The organism is Brakhagea baltica (assembly GCF_052161605.1).
Classification (GTDB): Bacteria; Planctomycetota; Planctomycetia; order Pirellulales; family Pirellulaceae; genus JBKCUI01.
Genome location: NZ_CP197409.1, coordinates 3,955,028 through 3,973,452, shown reverse-complemented (window position 1 = coordinate 3,973,452; position 18,425 = coordinate 3,955,028). Strand labels below are relative to the sequence as shown.

The 18,425-nt window shown below is 52.2% G+C and carries 11 protein-coding genes and 1 tRNA gene; 6 read left to right on the top strand and 6 right to left on the bottom strand.

Features of this window, described 5'->3' with window-relative positions:
- Positions 1-412: 412 nt before the first annotated feature.
- Complete coding sequence (locus SH449x_RS15225; RefSeq protein WP_482376928.1) at positions 413-2,077, top strand: sigma-70 family RNA polymerase sigma factor; 1,665 nt, start codon at positions 413-415, stop codon at positions 2,075-2,077.
- A gap of 96 nt (positions 2,078-2,173) precedes the next feature.
- Here the strand turns inward: SH449x_RS15225 and SH449x_RS15220 are convergent, their stop codons facing one another.
- Positions 2,174-3,469: an NAD(P)/FAD-dependent oxidoreductase gene (locus tag SH449x_RS15220; protein WP_482376927.1), complete on the bottom strand. Its 1,296-nt coding sequence runs from the start codon at positions 3,467-3,469 to the stop codon at positions 2,174-2,176.
- 115 nt (positions 3,470-3,584) lie between these two features.
- A complete protein-coding gene (locus SH449x_RS15215) occupies positions 3,585-4,868 on the bottom strand; it encodes a DUF5722 domain-containing protein (protein ID WP_482376926.1) in 1,284 nt (427 codons plus the stop codon).
- Between the two features lie 105 nt (positions 4,869-4,973).
- On the opposite strand from SH449x_RS15215, the gene SH449x_RS15210 reads away from it, so the two are divergent.
- From SH449x_RS15210 to SH449x_RS15195, 4 genes are all read left to right on the top strand, one after another.
- Positions 4,974-6,320 (top strand): competence/damage-inducible protein A, encoded by a 1,347-nt coding sequence (locus SH449x_RS15210; protein WP_482376925.1) that lies wholly within the window; start codon positions 4,974-4,976, stop codon positions 6,318-6,320.
- Positions 6,313-6,624 carry a Rieske (2Fe-2S) protein gene (locus SH449x_RS15205; RefSeq protein WP_482376924.1) on the top strand — a complete coding sequence of 104 codons (312 nt, stop codon included), beginning with the start codon at positions 6,313-6,315 and terminating at the stop codon, positions 6,622-6,624. The genes SH449x_RS15210 and SH449x_RS15205 overlap by 8 nt, the downstream gene beginning before the upstream one ends.
- Positions 6,625-6,660: 36 nt before the next feature.
- On the top strand, positions 6,661-7,977 hold the full coding sequence (bioA, locus tag SH449x_RS15200) for an adenosylmethionine--8-amino-7-oxononanoate transaminase (protein WP_482376923.1): 1,317 nt from the start codon (positions 6,661-6,663) through the stop codon (positions 7,975-7,977).
- Between the two features lie 19 nt (positions 7,978-7,996).
- A tRNA-Cys gene (locus SH449x_RS15195) sits at positions 7,997-8,069 on the top strand.
- Between the two features lie 116 nt (positions 8,070-8,185).
- On the opposite strand, the gene SH449x_RS15190 is transcribed toward SH449x_RS15195, so the two are convergent.
- Positions 8,186-10,828 carry a prolyl oligopeptidase family serine peptidase gene (locus SH449x_RS15190; RefSeq protein ID WP_482376922.1) on the bottom strand — a complete coding sequence of 881 codons (2,643 nt, stop codon included), beginning with the start codon at positions 10,826-10,828 and terminating at the stop codon, positions 8,186-8,188.
- 123 nt (positions 10,829-10,951) lie between these two features.
- Here SH449x_RS15190 and SH449x_RS15185 point away from each other — a divergent pair, with 123 nt between their 5' ends.
- A complete protein-coding gene (locus SH449x_RS15185) occupies positions 10,952-14,362 on the top strand; it encodes a PSD1 and planctomycete cytochrome C domain-containing protein (RefSeq protein WP_482376921.1) in 3,411 nt (1,136 codons plus the stop codon).
- Between the two features lie 48 nt (positions 14,363-14,410).
- Here SH449x_RS15185 and SH449x_RS15180 read toward each other — a convergent pair whose 3' ends face one another.
- The 3 genes from SH449x_RS15180 to SH449x_RS15170 all read right to left on the bottom strand — a co-directional run bounded on the left by SH449x_RS15180 (position 14,411) and on the right by SH449x_RS15170 (position 18,303).
- Complete coding sequence (locus SH449x_RS15180; protein ID WP_482376920.1) at positions 14,411-15,487, bottom strand: GGDEF domain-containing protein; 1,077 nt, start codon at positions 15,485-15,487, stop codon at positions 14,411-14,413.
- A 495-nt stretch (positions 15,488-15,982) separates the two neighbouring features.
- Positions 15,983-16,495, bottom strand: a complete 513-nt coding sequence (locus SH449x_RS15175; RefSeq protein ID WP_482376919.1) for a gamma carbonic anhydrase family protein — start codon at positions 16,493-16,495, stop codon at positions 15,983-15,985.
- On the bottom strand, positions 16,492-18,303 hold the full coding sequence (locus SH449x_RS15170; protein ID WP_482376918.1) for an ABC-F family ATP-binding cassette domain-containing protein: 1,812 nt from the start codon (positions 18,301-18,303) through the stop codon (positions 16,492-16,494). Before SH449x_RS15170 ends, SH449x_RS15175 begins: the two co-directional genes overlap by 4 nt.
- Positions 18,304-18,425 lie beyond the last annotated feature (122 nt).

Sequence of the window (18,425 nt, the reverse complement as noted above, 5' to 3'; positions counted from 1 at the left end):
ATTGGCGACTTGTGAGCCACTCCAAGCGAATTTGGCCCACCAGTTGCTCCGTAATAGACACCTGTGTGACTCGCCGGAAACGGCACCCCAGCGTTATACGATGAGCGAACCGACGGTCATCAATTTGCGTCTAAAAGAGAAGTGATTCCAAAAATTTCTTGAGGGGAGCTGGACCAGACGAGTCACTTCAAAGTGCGATTGTTAGTAGTAGCCACCGGCGAGCCCGACTGGGCTAGCTCCCAACTGGGCTAGCTCCCAACTGGGCTAGCCACGGTGGTTGTTGCGAACACTCCGATTGATACGAGTACTTTTAGCTCAAGGAATGAGCTAAGTCCTTACAGCGAAGTCGAGCAACGCGGTTGGGAACCGCAAGGATCGAAAGAAACCGACAACGCAGCAGGGAGCAGAAACCATGAACAATGACTACAGAATCGTTTTACTACGCGAATTACGCGATCAGCAAATCAAGTTCGCTCCACGAGGGAAGCGGATTGAGCAAGCGGACCGCGCCGAGAAACTGTTGGCAGAGTTAGATCCTTCGCGCGACTATCCATTTGACTTTCTGTTCTATCGCGTCACCGATGTGCGGCCTGATAGTACGGGTTACCGTTTGATCAAGGGTACCGATGCGGTGCATGATCTGCGGCTATTCGTCGAGGACATTACCGACTCGATGAATTTACGAGTCGATGAAGCCTCCGAACCTGTTCACACCGTTGAAGATCTTAGCAAGATGTTCAATGTTTCGACGAAGACTATTTCACGTTGGAGAGATCAGGGACTCGTATCGCGTAGGTTCCTCACCGAGGGACGCAAGCGAGTCGGTTTCCTTCATTCGAGCGTCGAGCGGTTCGTGTCGCAAAACAAGAGCCGCGTCAAGCGGGGAGAACGTTTCACCCAGCTTACCGAGGTCGAGCGAGATGACATTATCGATCGCGCTCGACGGATAGCGTCCATCGGTGCCAACCTTTCCGAGGTGGCTCGCACGGTCGCGAGGGACGTCGGTCGCAGCACCGAAACCATTCGCTACACCATCAAGAAATTTGATCAACAGTACCCAACCATGGCTGTATTCCCTGAACAAAGAGATGTTCTGTCCGAGGAAGACAAGCGAGCAATCTATCAACAACATCACAGAGGAGTTTCGACCGTGATACTTGCAAAACGATACCGACGCACCCGAGGCAGCATCATCCGAATCCTCAACGAGCAGCGAGCCGCCAAGATTCTGGAGTTGCCTCTCGATTACATTCCAAACGAAATCTTCGAAAATGAGAAGATGACCGACGAGATCATGGCTCCAATGCCTGTAGCCACCGAGACGGTTCGCAAGATGAAATCGCCGAGCGGTCTGCCAGCATACTTGGCAGCCCTTTACGAAAACCAGTTGCTGACGCGTGAACAAGAGTATCACTTGTTCCGCAAGATGAACTACCTTAAGCACAAGGCTTCGCAGCTTCGCGATAGTCTGAACCTGAAGTCACCAATCATCGCAGTCATGGAACAGATCGAGAACTTGTACGAGCAATCGGTCGAAACCAAAAACCAGATCGTCCAAGCGAACTTGCGATTAGTGGTCTCGATTGCCAAGCGTCACATGGCACCTAACGATGATTTCTTCGGGCTCATCAGCGATGGCAACATGTCACTGATTCGAGCGGTAGAAAAGTTCGATTACTCGCGAGGTAACAAATTCAGCACGTACGCATCATGGGCCATCATGAAGAACTTTGCTCGGACTATCCCTGGTGAGTTCAAGCATCAGGATCGGTTCCGAACGAGTTCCGATGAGGTGTTCGATTTGCAACAAGATTCGCGTGCGGATCACTTCGCAGCCGAGATTGACCAAGCGAACCGCACAGATCAAATCCAAAAGATCTTGCACAAGCTTGATCAACGCGAGCAGCAAATCATCGTGCGACGATTCGGATTGGATCATCGCTTTGAGCCACTCACCTTGAAAGAGGTGGGCGAAGCCATGGGAGTGACCAAGGAGCGAGTCCGTCAGATCGAGGCGAGAGCACTCAGCAAACTGCGAGCCGCAGCTAGCGAAGCCAAGATCGACGCACCGGAATAGACAGCCGGGGAACAAAACCGCCGGCTGTTCACAACGGATACAACCAAACGTTTGGCCCATCCATCTGTCTCTGACAATATGGATGGGCTTTTTTTGTTATCCTCTAATGGAATCTTCCTCTCCCGTAATCAGCCGCGCGGTACGATTGCGGGTGATGTAGTTCCAAAACCACTGGAACAGGACTAGGACCCGATTCTCGAACTTGGCCAAGTACAAAATATGCACGAACAGCCAAGCTAGCCACGCTAGTTTGCCAGTCATCCGCCACTTTCCAGATTCCACGATAGCACGCGAGCGGCCGATAGTGGCCATATTCCCCTTGTCCCAGTAGCGAAACGATTTGTCATCGCTGGTCCCCATGATCATGCCATGGATTCTTTTTCCGACGTACTCCCCTTGTTGAATAGCGACCGGTGCGACTCCTGGCAGAGGCTTGTTGTCTACTCCGGTGAAGTTAGCCATGTCACCGAGTGCAAAGATGTTGGGAAAGCCTTCGAGTGAACAGTGGGGCGTGACGGTGACTCGCCCGCCACCAACTATATTGGACGACAAACTGTAAGTCTCCGCGAGCTTTTGGGCCAACGGAGAGGCTTTAACACCAGCAGCCCAAACCACGTTTTCCGTTTCGATGACAGACAATTCCCCATGCCGCGTCACGACAACATGATTGGGATGAACTTCTGTCAATCGAGTTTCGTTGAACAGCTCTATTCCGAGACTTTCTAGATCATTGGCTGCTCGACGGGATAGAGACGGATGATATCGCTCCAAAACATGTAGGTTGTTCTCAATCAGAATGACGCGTGCTTTAGTAGGATCGATCGCGCGAAAATCACGTCGCATCGTCTGCTTAGCTAGTTCGGCAATAGAGCCTGCCATTTCCACACCTGTCGGGCCACCTCCAACGACGACAAAAGTTAGGAGTCTTGAAATGGTCTCGGGATCAGGACAACGTTCTGCTTTTTCGAAGGCGAGCAAAATTTTGCGACGGATCTTGGTGGCATCTTCGATCGTTTTGAGTCCAGGGGCTATGGGTTCCCATTGAGAATCGTTACCAAAATAGTGATGAGTCGCCCCCGTGGCGACAACCAAGAAGTCAAATTTGCAAGTGGTACCATCCTCCATTTCGACGGAATTAGATTCTCGGTCAAAGCCTGCAACGGTTCCCAAGATGACCTGCACGTTCGATTGACGTCGAAATATGCATCGAAGGGGAGCCGCTATGTTGGCGGGAGACAATCCTCCGGTAGCGACCTGATAGAGTAGTGGTTGGAAAAGATGGAAATTTCGGCGGTCGATGAGCACAATCTCAGCGGGAGTATTCTTTAGGGCTTTGGCACACATCATGCCTGCAAACCCACCACCGACAATGACAACACGTGGTTTCTGCATGAATAGGGTACCGAATTGGTGTAGAGGTTCGATCAAGCCAAGATAGCTGACGTTATACCATATGTATCAAATCCTCGCAGCCAACTGGGTTTACAACGCAGAAAAGGTATGAAAACTACGGCGAGATGAGTGGATATACTTTTGCAGCTTCATCCCAGTCAGAGGTTGCTGCTTTGCGAAATAGGTCGTAGATAGGCTTCTTCTCACCTGGGTTGGCAATCGATCCAGGAACCTTCTTCCAAAGCCCCAGGTTGAGTCCCCCCTCGTGTGCGTGATCGACATGGCGATGATAAATAAACGCATCGACCGTCGGGACGCTATTGGCTTGTTTCCACGCATAAGCAAATGCAGCAGCCTGCTTGTTGGCTCCTTCTGGCGTATCGACACTATGAAAGCCTTGTTCGGACAAAATGATGCGCCGAGGCTTACCCTGCCATAACAGGTCAGGCTGTTCGAGCCGCTTGGCTAGAACCCATAGATTGCGAAACGTTACCTTGGGGGCATCCACAATCTCAGGAGCTTGCTTGTCCGCCCACAAATCCGTTGCGAACAAATTACTGTGATAAGGATGCCAAGCGACATGCCATTCGAAGTCTCCTCGGGATTTGGCGACATTAGCAAAGGCTTCTAGCAAATCTCGACCTGGCACCGACTTCAAGGGTTCGTTGGGAAGATGCGATACGGTCCAGTAATGATCAAAGGAAAGATAGACGCGGGCATGAGCTGAGACTTTCCGAAGAGCATCGTGCGCGATGCGAACGGTAATCTCATAGCTGTCCGCAAGCTCTTCAAGAGAACACGGTCCACGGTTGTGCCACATGAAATGGCTATTCACTTCATTGCCGATGATCCAGCCCCAAACTCGACCATGCTCGTTGCTCCGACTGCTGTAGCGATCGGTCAGGAACTCGACGGCAGCTTGAAACCACTCTCGTCCTTCCTCGGTTTTGATGTTAAAGGCCCCAACGGTGTACTTGCGATCGGCGTCTGCATCGGGATGCAACACGATTTTGTCGATCTCCGCGACCGAGGTCGGATAAGCGATCAAGATTAGATAGACGACAATTCCTGCATCGGACAATGGTTTGATCTGTCTATCGATGGCTTCCACGTAGGCACGGTTAAAGACAAAACGCTTTCCATTGCTCTGCCACTCGAATCCGTTAGCTGAACTCGGATTGGCGTAGAGACCGTTTATGGAGAAATTGATGCCAGCGTGATGGATGCCCAACTGGATGGCGTCATCCACCATCTGAACCTGCAACCCCTTGATCGACGGAGGCTTGGGAAAAGGGGACTGGTCTAAGGCATCGGGCTCGTCAGCCAAGGTGGTGAAACTTAACGCGACTGTCAGCAGGAGGGCCAGACTGACAAGCGAGTAACACATACGGTGATTCATGGCGGAAAGGATATCTAGGGGGGGGGAATACTTGGAAAGAGGCGAGTCTTTTGGTGGGAAGGGAAATACCCTTAGCAGGTCAGCTTTCCAGGATAGCTAGAGTGAATGGAATTGGCGATCCCTTGGGGGAATAGAAAGCCCGCGTATACTGTAGGGAATCATGTGATCGTTACTGGTAAATCCAACTGGCAAAACTACAAATTTGAGGCGAAAAGTTCATTGATTGCAGAAGTCATATCTATCGGTGACGAATTGACCAGCGGTAATCGTCTCGATACGAATTCCCAATGGATCAGCCGCCATCTCAGCGATTTGGGGGTTGTAACGTCGTTTCACACGACCGTTGGAGATCGCTTGACGGACAACGTCGCGGTTTTTCGAACGGCTGCCCAAAGAGCGAATATCATTATCTCCAGTGGTGGTCTGGGGCCAACAGCAGACGATCTGACCCGGGAAGCCGTAGCCGCAGCATTCGATCGTCCTCTCGAGTTTCGCGCCGAGGCGTTTGAGCATATCTCCTCCCTCTTCGCCCAGCGACAACGCCCAATGCCCGAACGAAATCGGGTGCAAGCCCTTTTGCCATCCGGGGCACAGATCATTCCCAATCCGCATGGAACCGCACCCGGGATCGACCTTATGATACCCGGCTCCATGAATCCCTGCCGGCTGTTCTGTCTGCCGGGTGTACCTGCGGAAATGAGGCAGATGTATGAACAAACCGTTGCGCCGGCCTTGATCAATGAAATCGGAGTCGGAAAGCTGCGATGGTACTATCGGTCCTTAAAACTCTTTGGCATCGGCGAAAGTGACGTGGAACGCGAACTGCCCGATCTCATCGCCAGGGACCGCGACCCGGTCGTTGGCATCACCGTTTCCAAGGCGACCATCACACTCAGGATCGGTGCGTTGTGTGCGTCGGAAGAGGAGTTTCGAGTCAAAATCGAATCAACGGAAAAACTCATCTATGACAAGCTAGGGGAATTGGTATTTGGCGTAGGAGAAGTAGAGTTGGATGAAGCTGTTGCTGACGTGTTGCAGCACAAAGCGATCTCGCTCGGGGTCATTGAGGTCGGTGCAGGTGCGTGGGTTGCTCCCTCGCTGGCCAAGCATTTTCGATACGGTCAACGAGGGGGCTTGCGAAACGCCAAGTGGCTACCCTCGCTTCCTGATGTGGGTCCCGCCGATGAGCAGCTCGAACGACTGGCCGAGGAATTGATGAATCTCGACCCAACGCTGAACGCGTGTTTGGCTGTAGGTGTCTATCCAACACTGGAAGAGATCGTCTCGGCAACGACGATGCCTTCAACCCAGTTTGAAATGGTCTTCGTGCACGGTGCGCAAGCTCCCAAGAAAAAATCGTTAACAGTCGGGGCTCATCCCGATGTACTTTACCCTAGGCTTTCCAAAACCGCGTTGAACTTTCTAAGAATGGAGTTGTCCGAGAATGCCTAGAGAATTTGTGGTCGCAGCGGTAACAGAGATCGTTGAGAATGAGGGAAGAGCTTTTGCGGTAGATAATCGCATGATCGCTGTCTTTCTGCATGATGGCAAATACTATGCGATGGATGACTTTTGTCCGCATATGGGGGCTTCGCTTGCGGGAGGTTGCCTGCATCAGGGAACGGTCGCTTGTCCATGGCATGCTTGGCAATTCGACTTAAAGGATGGTTGCTGGGTCGATAATCCAAAGATCAAAGCCGAGGTCTATCCGATCAAAGTAGTCGGCGAGAATCTGGTGATCGAGCTACCCGATTAAGCTACCGGACCAGGCGACAAGTACTCGAACTACATCATGAACCAAGAAGAATTAATCCAACTCGATCGACGAGTTGTCTGGCATGCTTTCTCGCAAATGAGCGATTATCAAGGGCTCATTATAGAGTCTGCCGAGGGATGCTGGCTGACCGACATTCACGGAAAAAAATTCCTCGACGGAGCCAGTTCGCTGTGGTGCAATGTTCACGGACATAGAAATCCGAAGATTGACCAAGCGATTCGTGACCAGCTAGACAAGGTGGCTCACGTAACGAACTTGGGCATGAGCCATCCCATTTCGATCACATTGGCAAAACGATTGGTTGATACCGCTCCAGGGAGCTTGAATCACGTTTTCTTTTGTGGCGATGGGGCTTCTGCGGTAGAAGTCGCGATGAAGATCGCATTCCAATACTGGATTCAATCCGGGGACTCGAATCGCACGAAGTTTGTTGCTTTAGGAAGCGCTTATCATGGGGATACGCTCGGGACCGTCTCCTTGGGCGGGGTACCTCGCTTTCATGAGATGTTCAAACCGATCTTGTTCCCTGTACTGCGTGGTCCCTGTCCAGCGATTCGAACGGAATCAAACTTCAGGACTTACGAAGAGGATTTGCCTAGCAAGGAGTTTTACCTGGCTCAGTACCGGCAGTTGTTGGAGCAAAACCGAGGCCAGGTCGCGGGTGTTGTGGTCGAGCCACTCATGCAATGTGCGGCGGGGATGGTTCTGCAACCGGCTGGGTTCCTGAGAGGCATGGCAGAATTATGCCGCGAATTTGAAACGTTGCTGATCGTGGATGAGATCGCTGTAGGGTTAGGGCGGACCGGTGAGTTGTATGCCAGTCAGCGAGAGAGGGTAGAGCCTGATTTATTGTGCATCGGCAAGGGGCTCACGGGAGGTTATTTGCCTATGAGTGCGACCCTGACTACGACAACGATCTTTGAAGCGTTCTTGGGTGATGCTAGCAAAACGCTGTATCACGGTCACACTTATGGGGGCAATCCACTGTGTGCTGCGGCAGCTCATGCCAGCTTGGATTTATTGATGGACAAGCTATCGAGTGAGGAATTTCGAGCGAGACAGGAGCAATTGAGAAACCGTCTAAAGAAGTTAGCGAACCATGACGATGTTGCATCGGTCACTCACTTAGGAGCTTTGGGAGCGGTCGTCCTACGCCAGGGAGGGCTGCGAGCGAAAGCTGTTTGCGAGGTGGCATTGCGGAAAGGTGTTTGGCTGCGTCCCTTGGGAGATTGCATTCCAATCGTTCCCCCGCTAAGTGTCTCGGAGGCGGAGATTGATCTTCTCCTAGACTCGCTAGAATGCGGGCTTGACCTAACCGGCAAAGTCCTATAATTTGCTTGCTCTTCAGTTTGGCTCCGTAGCCAAGTGGCTAAGGCAGCGGATTGCAAATCCGCCATGCGTGGGTTCAACTCCCACCGGAGCCTCTCAAACCGGCGTTTATCGCCGGTTTTTTTACGCGCCCGCTTTCCCTGTAGGGGCGAACAGTAGGATCAAGCCCACTTATTCACCGAGGGTTTTCCTCCGTGCGGGCCCCTGTTGCTTACGGCAGCAGGTGGGTTTTGAAGAATTCCAGCCGTCGTCTTCTTCCATAAGGTGATTCGCAGGCACCATGTCCAGCACCGGACATGAGCAGAAAATCAAAGTCCTTGTTCGCTTCAATTAATTTGGCCACAACCTGTGTCGTCGATGCGGGGTCCACGTTCCGGTCCAACTCACCCACCACCAGCATCAGCTTGCCCTGCAATAGATGTGCGTTGTCGACGTTGGAATTTTTTGAATAGTGGTCCCCAGGTTCGACCGTTCCCATCCACTGCTCATTCCACCAAATCTTGTCCATGCGATTGTCGTGGCAACCGCAATCGGCCACGGCTGCTTTGTAGAAGTCGTTATGCCAGAGTAGAGCTGCCATTGCATTCTGCCCACCCGCCGAACCTCCAAAAACACCGACGCGATTCAGATCCAGATTCGGATACTTGTTGGCCAACTCCTTGATCCAAGCAATGCGATCGGGAAAGCCAGCATCCTTTAGATTGCGGTAAGACACATCATGGAACTCCTTTGATCGCCAAGCAGTACCCATGCCATCGATCTGCACCACGACAAATCCGGCCGAAGTGAAATCCTGGAAGGAACGTCCTCGCCGAAAGTTTTTGGGGACGTGATGACTGTGGGGCCCTGCATAGATCGACTCGATCACGGGATATGATTTGGATGGGTCATAGTCCTTGGGCCAATGTACAATTCCCCAAATCGGAGTCTTGCCATCGCGCCCAGGTGCAACAAATCGTTCTGGCATGAGAAGCCTGCGTTGCTCTTCGGAATCCAAGCCGACGTACTCCGCTCGCTCGACCTCACAAACCAACGTACCATCAGATGCTCGACGCAGTTCGTGTACCGGTGGCAAATCCACTCGTGAGTACCGATCCAGAAGGAAGTCGCGATTGGGAGACCATTGGACCGAATGATTGCCGTCACCGTCGGTCAGTTGCACGAATCCGGTTCCATCAATCTCTACTCGGCAAAAATGCTCATGATAGGGGTCTTGGTCGGCAGCTAATCCCACCGCATAAAAGTAGACCGTCTGGTCGCGAACTTCATTAATTCGTTTGACGTTCCATTCTCCGGCTGTCACGGTGTTGATCACGTTTCCGGAGTTCATGTCGATGCGATACAAATGATTCCAACCGCTTCGCTCGCTACTCCAGAGCGCGGTGGCATCATCCAACCAGTTTAGTCGATACTTGGCCCCGTCGGAGTAATGGAGGAATGTCGGAGAGGTTTCTTCGATAACAACCTTGGCTTCGCCGGTCGCCAAATCGACTCGCACGACGCGAATCGTTTGGTGCCCACGTGCGTTGTAGTAAATCCAAGCGACTTTCCCATCAGCGCTGAATCGCTCCAATCGAACTTCCCACGGGTTTGCGAAGAGGTCTTTTGGTAGTGGTACCTCTTTTTGATTCTCGATGTCGATTACTCGAGGTGTTTTGCTAGGAATCGGATCACCTGGTTTTGCATAGGGATATTCGACCAGTGCTGGTTGTCCATTTTGTGGTAAAGCATGAACGATTTGTACAATTCGCTCCGGCACAACTGTCGTCTGCCAAGCGATCGCATAGGCTCCGTTTGGAGACCAATTCACGTCAGCCACATTCGCAGGTGGATCTTGAGCAGTGTATTGCATGCTCATGAGTCGTTCTCGTTGAACCGTGCGTCGGAACGAGTTATCCCCTTTGGCATCGAATGTTAGTTGGACTTCGTTGTTCGTTTCAGACGAGGACGGTTGCGGAGAGTCTTCGCTCGTTGCAGCTTGATCCGAAGTCGGTTCGATTAGCCATAGGTCGTGATCACGAACGACGAGCCGCACTCCCGAACGACTCGCTGGACCAGCTGGCCCTGGTGTACGGTTTCTTGCCCGACCTCGATTTCGATTGTCGGGCCGCGAGCGTGGGCTCTCTGTGTTGACGGCTGATACAGTCTCCTCGGTTAACTCAACAACCGTTTCCGATTGATCAGGAAGCTCTATACACCCAAGCTGCTTTCCATCTTTCGATCGCAGGAGCCAAACATGGCCTGCGTAGCTTCCCGAGGAAAACGACTGCCCCTTCGCAGCAGTACCGTACGGAACTAGCTCGCCGGTAGTGTTGATCCAGAGGAGCTCGATCTCTTCGGTCCATTTGTTGTCGACTTTAAAGTTGACCGATTCGCCACCTGACCGCGAAGGTCGAACGGGCAAGAAAAGACTCGAGCCGCCGACAGCCGCCGCATCAGCTTCGAGCCACTCAATTGCTCCGGAGCTGCGATCGATCTTGAGAGGAGCTCTCGCAGCGGTCAATGTCACCACTCCCGACGACTTAGAGTATTCCACCACTTTCCAAGTTCGCCGAATTTCGAGTTCGCTAACACCTGTCTTTTCCTGAATTGCTTTGACGGCTACCGCGTGATCGAACAGTGGTTCCCGGCGAGCCTCAGCAGCATCGACCAATAGGAATTCTTTCTGGCGGCCCCCTAGTGTCCTTTGAAACCAAAATTGATTCCCGTCCGTGGTCCACTGCGGCTCCACGGTTTCTCCCACCAAGGGCCATTCCTGGCCCCATGACGGTTGGATCAACAATACAGCGGCCATCAGGCCGCGAACGAACAAGCTCCCCATGGAGGGAGCCAGCCAATTCTTAGTAAGAATCATTGTTTTTGAGCTGGCAATTCTTCGAGTAAAATAAGGAATATTGCTATTCCGCGTCGACCGACCTAGAATGACATGGTATTCCCACCCGGCTCTCTTTGCCACACTTTCATGGATCTTCGAGCCTTGAATAAATCAATTCCTCTGCACAGCTCTATCCGCAATCTCGATGGCCTCAACGCATTCCGCAAAGTGTGGTTGTTCGCGTTCGTTCTAGCATGGGCAATTAGCCTTCCATTCTCGCCGTTGCTAGTGGCTCAGGACACCACAGAGCAGGAGACATTCTTCGAGTCGAAAGTGCGACCGATTTTCGTCGAGCACTGCATTTCCTGTCACGGTGCCGACGAACAATCGGGAGGGTTGCGACTCGACGCTCATATCGCTGTTACCAAAGGGGGAAGCTCTGGGCTGGTAATCGTTCCCGGCGAGCCCGAGAACAGTCCCCTCATGAAAGCGGTGCACTACTCCGACGCCAGCTATCAAATGCCTCCGGATGGCAAAATCCCTGATGAACAGATCGCGATCCTAGCAGCTTGGATTCAGTCAGGAGCTTTCTGGCCCAAAACCGACGAATCAGAATTAGTAAACGCCCTGCCACCAGCCCAACGCATCGAACAGATACGCGAATCCCACTGGGCCTATCGACCTCTCGGAACTTACGAACCGCCAGCGGTGCAGAATAACGCGTGGACCACCGGTGCAATCGATCGTTTCATACTGAACAAACTCGAAGGTGCGGGCCTCACTCCGAGCCCCAGCGCGGACAAACGAACGCTGCTTCTCCGAGCTCACTTCTCCTTGACGGGACTGGCACCCACCTATGAAGAGTTAGAATCGTTTCTGCACGATGAATCCGACTCGGCTCTGGAGCGTGTCATCGATCGGTTGTTGTCCAGTCCACACTATGGCGAGCGCTGGGCGCGGCATTGGATGGATCTGGCCCGTTACGCGGAGACAACCGGCTATCAAGCAGGAAGCCGAGACACTCGATACCCTTATGCCTACACCTATCGCGATTACCTTATCAATGCCTTCAACGAGGATAAGCCTTACAACGACTTTATCATCGATCAGATCGCAGCGGATCATCTCAATCTCAGCGAAGACCAAAAGCATCGCTTGGCCGGAATGGGCTTCCTCACTGTCGGTCGCAAATTTATGGGGAATCCGAATGATATCATCGACGATCAAATCGATGTTGTTACCAGAGCCTTTTTGGCCACGAGTGTTGCATGTGCTCGATGCCATGATCACAAATACGATCCCGTGCCCGCTGCTGATTACTATTCGCTCTACGGCGTTTTTGCCAGCTCGCAAGAGCCGGGTGAGCTGCCACTCCTCGGCGATCCAACCCAAACGCCTGGCTACAGCGAGTTCCTCGCCGCCCAAGCCGAAAAGGAGAAAGAAGTCGAACATTGGCTCGATCAAAAGCGGATCTCAACCGAAGACGAATTGCGATCTCGCACAGCGGATTACTTGGTGCACTTTGCCAAGTCGTTACCTCCTAACGATGCAAAGGATGTAAAGCGAATTGGAGACCGAGGGGCCATGCGTCCTCCTGCTGTTGGCCGATGGCATAACTACCTGAAGTCCGACGCCGGAAGAGCCCATCCCGTTTGGGGCGTGTTAACACCATTCCGCAAGCTATCACAGGAGGACTTCGAAGCGGGTGCCAAAGCTTTGCTCGATCCCAAATCCTCCGATCTCAACGAATTCAATGCCCGCATCGTCGAGGCACTCCGCCGCTTGGAACCTAAATCGATCATCGAGGTCGCGAAATCGATAGGCGATGAATCAGAAGCCGTGTTCTCTCAGTGGAAGGAATTAAAGAAGGGGAACACAGGTCTCGAGCGTATGGAGGCTGATGCCGACGAACAAATCCGAGTCGCGTTCTTGGAAGCAGACAATCCCACCTCGCTCAACCGAGACCAAATGATCGCCCATCTCGATCAAGCAGAACGCAATCAGTACAACGTTGAACTCGGCAAGATTAAGACAGTGGAGATGACGCATTCGGGAGCTCCCGCTCGTGGCATGGTCATGGTCGATAAACCGAATCTATACGATCCCTACATCTTCCGACGAGGACAACCGGGTAACCGAGGCGATCAAGTGCCACGTCGCTTCTTACAACTCCTGTCAAACGTAGATGGTGGCCAACCCTTTACGAAGGGTAGCGGGCGGCTCGAGCTGGCCGAGGCGATCGCCAATCCCAACAATCCGTTGACGGCTAGGGTTATCGTCAACCGCGTCTGGCAACATCATTTTGGTGTGGGACTAGTATCTACCGCCAGCGATTTCGGTTCGCGTGGCGACCCCCCCTCTCATCCCGAACTGCTCGATTTCTTGGCTACTGAGTTTATGGCCGATGGATGGTCGATCAAGCGACTTCACAAACGAATCATGCTCTCCTCGACTTGGCAACAAGCGAGCTATGAGAACGAAGCTGGTGTCGCAGTCGATCCTGAGAACAGATTGTTGTGGCGAATGCCTCGAAAGCGACTAGAGTTCGAACCATTGCGAGATCGTTTGCTCGCGGCAACCGATGCCTTGGACCGAACGGTCGGCGGTCGCTCGGTCATGATTCACGAGGATGCAAAACGACGCGCTCTCTATGCATTTTTGGACCGAGAGGATATTCCTGGTCTGCTAGCCAGCTTCGATCTCCCCAGCCCCGATGCCAGTCAAGCAATACGCGCACGGACGACTGTGCCGCAGCAAGCGCTTTACCTGATCAATGCCCGATTCGTTATCCAGCAAGCGGACGCGTTGGCTAATAGACTAGCCTCGATCGAAGATGCCGAAGAGCGTATCAGATCATTGTTCCGCATTGCCTTGGTTCGAGAGCCCGAGCCTGACGAATTGCGGCTGGCGATGGATTTCCTGGCCCAAGCAGAAGCCAACGCCAAAGACCCGAGCGAGTTGGAGCCCAAGACGGAATGGCGGTTCGGATACGGCACCTTCCATGAGGAAGATGGTACCGTGCAGTTCACTCCCTTGCCGCACTTCACGGGTGATTCTTGGCAGGGGTCTGGGAATATGCCTGACCAACGACTTAGCTACACCAGCATTAATGCAAACGGCGGCCACCCAGGCAACGATCAGCAGCACGCGACTATCATTCGCTGGATCGCCCCCGGTTCTGGCGAGATATCCCTTACTGGAGACCTAAAGCACCCGTCCGATCAAGGTGATGGGGTCCGAGCCCGGGTGGTTTCGAGCCGAGTAGGCAAGCTCCAGGAATGGACCGTCACTCACAGCGACACCAAGACTGCGATCAGCAACATCGAGGTGCAAGCCGGCGATACGATCGACTTTATCGTCGATTGTCGCGAATCCCCAGCCTTTGACAGCTACCAATGGAAGTTTCGCATCAAGGGAGTGAAGTGGCCAAAGGAGTTCGCCAAAGACGCATGGAGCATGAGCCGCGACTTCAAGGACGCCTCGGCGAGTTTGCTGCCATCCCCCAAAATTGATCCATGGGTACAGCTATGCCAAGTGCTACTCCTCAGCAACGAGTTTGCGTTTGTTGATTAGTCAACTTAGCGTGTTTAAATACCGCGCGATCAGCGGACAGTGCTGGCGTTAACACGCTTCCACCGGAATATTTCTTCGTCGGGAGCCTTCTCTTTCGACAAGAATTTGTTGACGTCCAGCAGATTTTGCACTGTACAACAATCTATCTGCACGCGATTTCCACGAATCAGCAGATTCGCCACTTCGAAGAAGGGCAGCTCCGCCGGAAATGGTAACCTGTGGACTTATCTCGCTCCTGCCATCTGCAAAATCAGAATTCCTTGTAAGGTAATTGCACAGTTCTTGCGAGGTTTCAATGGCTTCTTCTGTTGAACTGTTGGCGATAGCCGCAAACTCATCTCCGCCAAGCCTGCAAATCACCGAGTCAGGAAAGAACTCCTGAATAGAGCGCGCGACATGCTTCAGCGACTCATCTCCAAAGCAATGGCCAAAGGCGTCATTTATCGATTTGAAGTTATCAAGATCGATCATGAGAAGATAGGTGCTATTTGTATCTGTCACGTTGCCAAATACCATTTCCATCTCACGGTCAAATTTTCTTCTATTCCCAACTCCAGTCAAAGGATCGGTGAATGCGGATATCCTCAGCTCGTTGACTTGCTCGCGTAGCATTGCGAGCTCGACAGAGGACTCACCAAGTCGCAATGACATCTCTGACATCTGCGCATTCATGTCTGATGTTCGGCGCATCAGATTCGCTAAGACCGATTTAAGATCTTCAGTTGGCTGAACCACTTTGAAAGTTGAATACGCTTCATCTAATTGACTCTCGAAATTATCGATTGATTTCTTCTTTGTTTCAATCGTTCTCTGCATCGCGAGTGACAAGGAATCAAGCCTTGAGGTAATATCGTGATTGATTTCTCCGAGCTGACTGGAAGGTAGAAACTGTTCTCTAATTCCTCGCAAGCGATCGACACTAACCTCTTTCAGATCGTTTATTGCGTAATTCAGTTGCTCTGAAATTGCGTCTGACTCGCCCGCTGCGTAACGGTACCACACTTCGTAGACCTCGGGCGTTGGTGGCGTGCCGAATTTGCCGATAAGTGAGAGTGCAACCTTGGCAACTTGGAACGGTTTCTCAGAATCCTGATCTAATCCATGTACTTGCGGCTTGAGGGGCATAGCTGCTAACCTTCTAATTGAGTTTCGATAGAAGGGCGTGCTAGAGAATGTCGCTCGGGCGCAATCGTATACAGAGGGCAATTAGATTACTGTGGTTTTTGGTGACAAGTGGCGGCATCGATTCTGCCTCCATATTTCAGCCCAAAAACGTACTTAACCTCGTCGCTCCACAAAGATTTACGAACACTTTCAGGTTGTAAACATAAAACCTAGTGACGTGATATAGCACTGGCTTTTGTTCAAAGCAAACAGAATCTTCCGACTTATCGTAAAATAAAGCTTTTGCTCTGATTATTCTGCATCACCCTGGGTGCAAGGGTAACCGTATCTTAAATGCTTTGCGCGAGGCAGTTTGGGAGATGGTTTTCATCCCAGGCTGTTTGTTTTCTCTTTATTGCGGGTGCTGCCCACTACTCTAAAACAACGCCCATGACCGACCAGATATACAACGTGATTTTTCATTCGAACTGGCGGCTCGGCATCAAGCATTCTAGTTCAGCTATTCAGAAAAGCCTTGGCAGTTTCGACGTAGTGCTGCCAGCCTCGCTGGATCATCTCTCGGTCTTTCTCTGTCGCTTCACGGATGACTTTGGCTGGAACTCCCATCGCTACAGAGTTGGGAGGGATAACTTTACCCTCAGGCACCAAGCTGCCGGCAGCGATCACCGATCCCTTGCCGATAACGCATCCATTCAACAGCACGGCACGTATCCCAATCAAGCACTCGTCCTCGACCGTAGCACCGTGAATGATCGCTCCATGACCGACTGTAACTCGATCGCCGACCGAGCAAGGGAAGCCTGGGTCAGCGTGCAAGCAACACAGGTCTTGGATATTGCTCTGTTTGCCGATCACGATCGGTTCGCAATCACCCCGCAAAACCGCTCCAAATAAGATACACGCTTCATCCTCAACATGAACCGCTCCGATGAGGCTAGCATTGGGGGCAACATAAGCAAACTCGGAAATCAATTCCGGTTGATGGTAAATGGCTAACGGATTGTTCATTGCATCGCTTCGATCTGTTCTTGAAGTTCCGCCCAACGTAGCTCGGCTGCATCGAGTTCTTCCGTGACCTTGACCAACTCTTCGTGCAACTGCATGGCGGCCATGGCATCGGTCGAATTCATGAGCTGGTCGTTCAACTCTTTTTTGCGTGCGTCTAGTCTAGCAATTTGCTTCTCGACCTGGCTAATTTCCTTTCGCAACACGCGATCATCCAACTGGGGCCCCTTGGACTTCGGCCCATTCGATTTGTTGCCGTCCTTGTCTTTACCCTTTTTATTATTCGATGGCGAGGGGGCTCGTCCCGTTCGAGCTTCTTCGGCATCGTCGATCTCTTTGTTAACCATGTAGAGATACGAGTCGTAGTTTCCGTGGTAATTCACCACCGTGCCATCTTTGACCTCGATAATGCTCGAAGCGACGCGGCTCATGAAGTGTCGATCGTGCGACGTGAAGATAACCGTACCTTTATATTCCAGCAGTGCGTTAGCCAGGGCTTCTACCGTTTCCACGTCGAGGTGGTTACCAGGTTCGTCGAGAACGAGAATGTTGAAGCTACCCAGCAGAATCGCAGCCATGCAGAGGCGGGCTCTTTCGCCACCGCTCAAAACCGAGACCTTTTTGTTAACAGCTTCCCCGCGAAACAACATCGAACCGGCCGTATCGAGAATCGTTTGATTCTTGGTACCGGGAATAGCTTCGTATTCAAGGTACTCGAGCACGGTTTTCTTTTCGGGCAAGCTCGTATAAACGTGCTGAGCATAAGTCCCGATATTGCAACCGTGGCCCCATCGCACTTCACCTTGCAAAGGCTGCAGCGATCCGACGATGGTACGGAGCAGGGTCGTTTTTCCTTGACCGTTGTCCCCGACGATTGCAGCTCGACTGCCGTGTTCGATCTCGATCGAAACATCGTCCGCAATTTTCTTATCGGGATAGCCAATGGTTAGGTCGATGCAACGCATGGCAGGCCCTTTGCGAGGCTCCACCATTGGTGCCCGGATGACCGCATTGGCTTGGCTGGATTGCACATCGACAAATTCAAGCTTCTCAAGCATTTTGCTTTTCGATTTGGCGCGGGTGGCCGTACTTGCTCGGGCGCGGTTTTTGTCGACGAACTCCTGGAGCTGTTTCCGTTTCGCTTCGGTAGCTGCGTTAACTCGTTGGTTATGTTCGTTCCGTTCGGCTTGGAATTCGAGAAACTCGTCGACTTTGCCGGGGTACATCGTCAGCTGGCCCAACGAGAGATCGAGCGTCGAATCGCAGGTGGCACCGAGAAAGGCCCGGTCGTGAGAGACGATCAAGCAAGCTTCTCGGAAGCCTCGCAAGAAGTGCTCGAGCAAGATTTGTGTGCGGAGGTCGAGGAAGTTGGTAGGTTCGTCGAGCAGCAAAAGATTTGGTTCGTGCAGGAGGAGGGCCGCCAGCTTGACTCGAGTCTGCCAACCGCCTGATAGTTCGCTGACAGGGCCCTCCAGATAGCGTCCTTTGAGTTCGAACTCACCGGCGACGGCACCGCACCGCCAATCGGGTTGGCCGCTGTCGCGCATCAGGAAGTCGAGTGCGGTTTCGCCCGGCAGGAACGGGTCATGTTGTCGCAGGTAGCCAATTTTGAGTCGCGGATGTTTGATAATTTGACCCGAATCCAGCTCTTCATCGCCCAGGATGCAGCGGAGAAGAGTCGACTTGCCAGCTCCATTTCGACCGATAAAGCCGACTTTTTTGTCGCTGGTGATGGTGCATTCCGCTTCGTCTAGCAGGACTTGATCGCCGTATCGTTTACTGGCTTTTCGAATTTGAAGCAAAACGCTCATACTGGGATTTTTGGCAAGCTAGCGGCTAGGATTTGTGCGAAATTTGGTGACTCTCGGCCTAATTCGACCTATCTGCTATGTTAACAGCTGACTGACCAGGGACCAAGGAGCTACATTGCACA

What these genes read in the sequence shown, in the direction of transcription:
- SH449x_RS15225 (WP_482376928.1), top strand. Translation starts at nt 413, where the DNA reads ATGAACAATGACTACAGAATCGTTTTACTACGCGAATTACGCGATCAG.
- SH449x_RS15220 (WP_482376927.1), bottom strand. Translation starts at nt 3,469, where the DNA reads ATGCAGAAACCACGTGTTGTCATTGTCGGTGGTGGGTTTGCAGGCATG.
- SH449x_RS15215 (WP_482376926.1), bottom strand. Translation starts at nt 4,868, where the DNA reads ATGAATCACCGTATGTGTTACTCGCTTGTCAGTCTGGCCCTCCTGCTG.
- SH449x_RS15210 (WP_482376925.1), top strand. Translation starts at nt 4,974, where the DNA reads ATGGAATTGGCGATCCCTTGGGGGAATAGAAAGCCCGCGTATACTGTA.
- SH449x_RS15205 (WP_482376924.1), top strand. Translation starts at nt 6,313, where the DNA reads ATGCCTAGAGAATTTGTGGTCGCAGCGGTAACAGAGATCGTTGAGAAT.
- bioA (WP_482376923.1), top strand. Translation starts at nt 6,661, where the DNA reads ATGAACCAAGAAGAATTAATCCAACTCGATCGACGAGTTGTCTGGCAT.
- SH449x_RS15190 (WP_482376922.1), bottom strand. Translation starts at nt 10,828, where the DNA reads ATGATTCTTACTAAGAATTGGCTGGCTCCCTCCATGGGGAGCTTGTTC.
- SH449x_RS15180 (WP_482376920.1), bottom strand. Translation starts at nt 15,487, where the DNA reads ATGCCCCTCAAGCCGCAAGTACATGGATTAGATCAGGATTCTGAGAAA.
- SH449x_RS15175 (WP_482376919.1), bottom strand. Translation starts at nt 16,495, where the DNA reads ATGAACAATCCGTTAGCCATTTACCATCAACCGGAATTGATTTCCGAG.
- SH449x_RS15170 (WP_482376918.1), bottom strand. Translation starts at nt 18,303, where the DNA reads ATGAGCGTTTTGCTTCAAATTCGAAAAGCCAGTAAACGATACGGCGAT.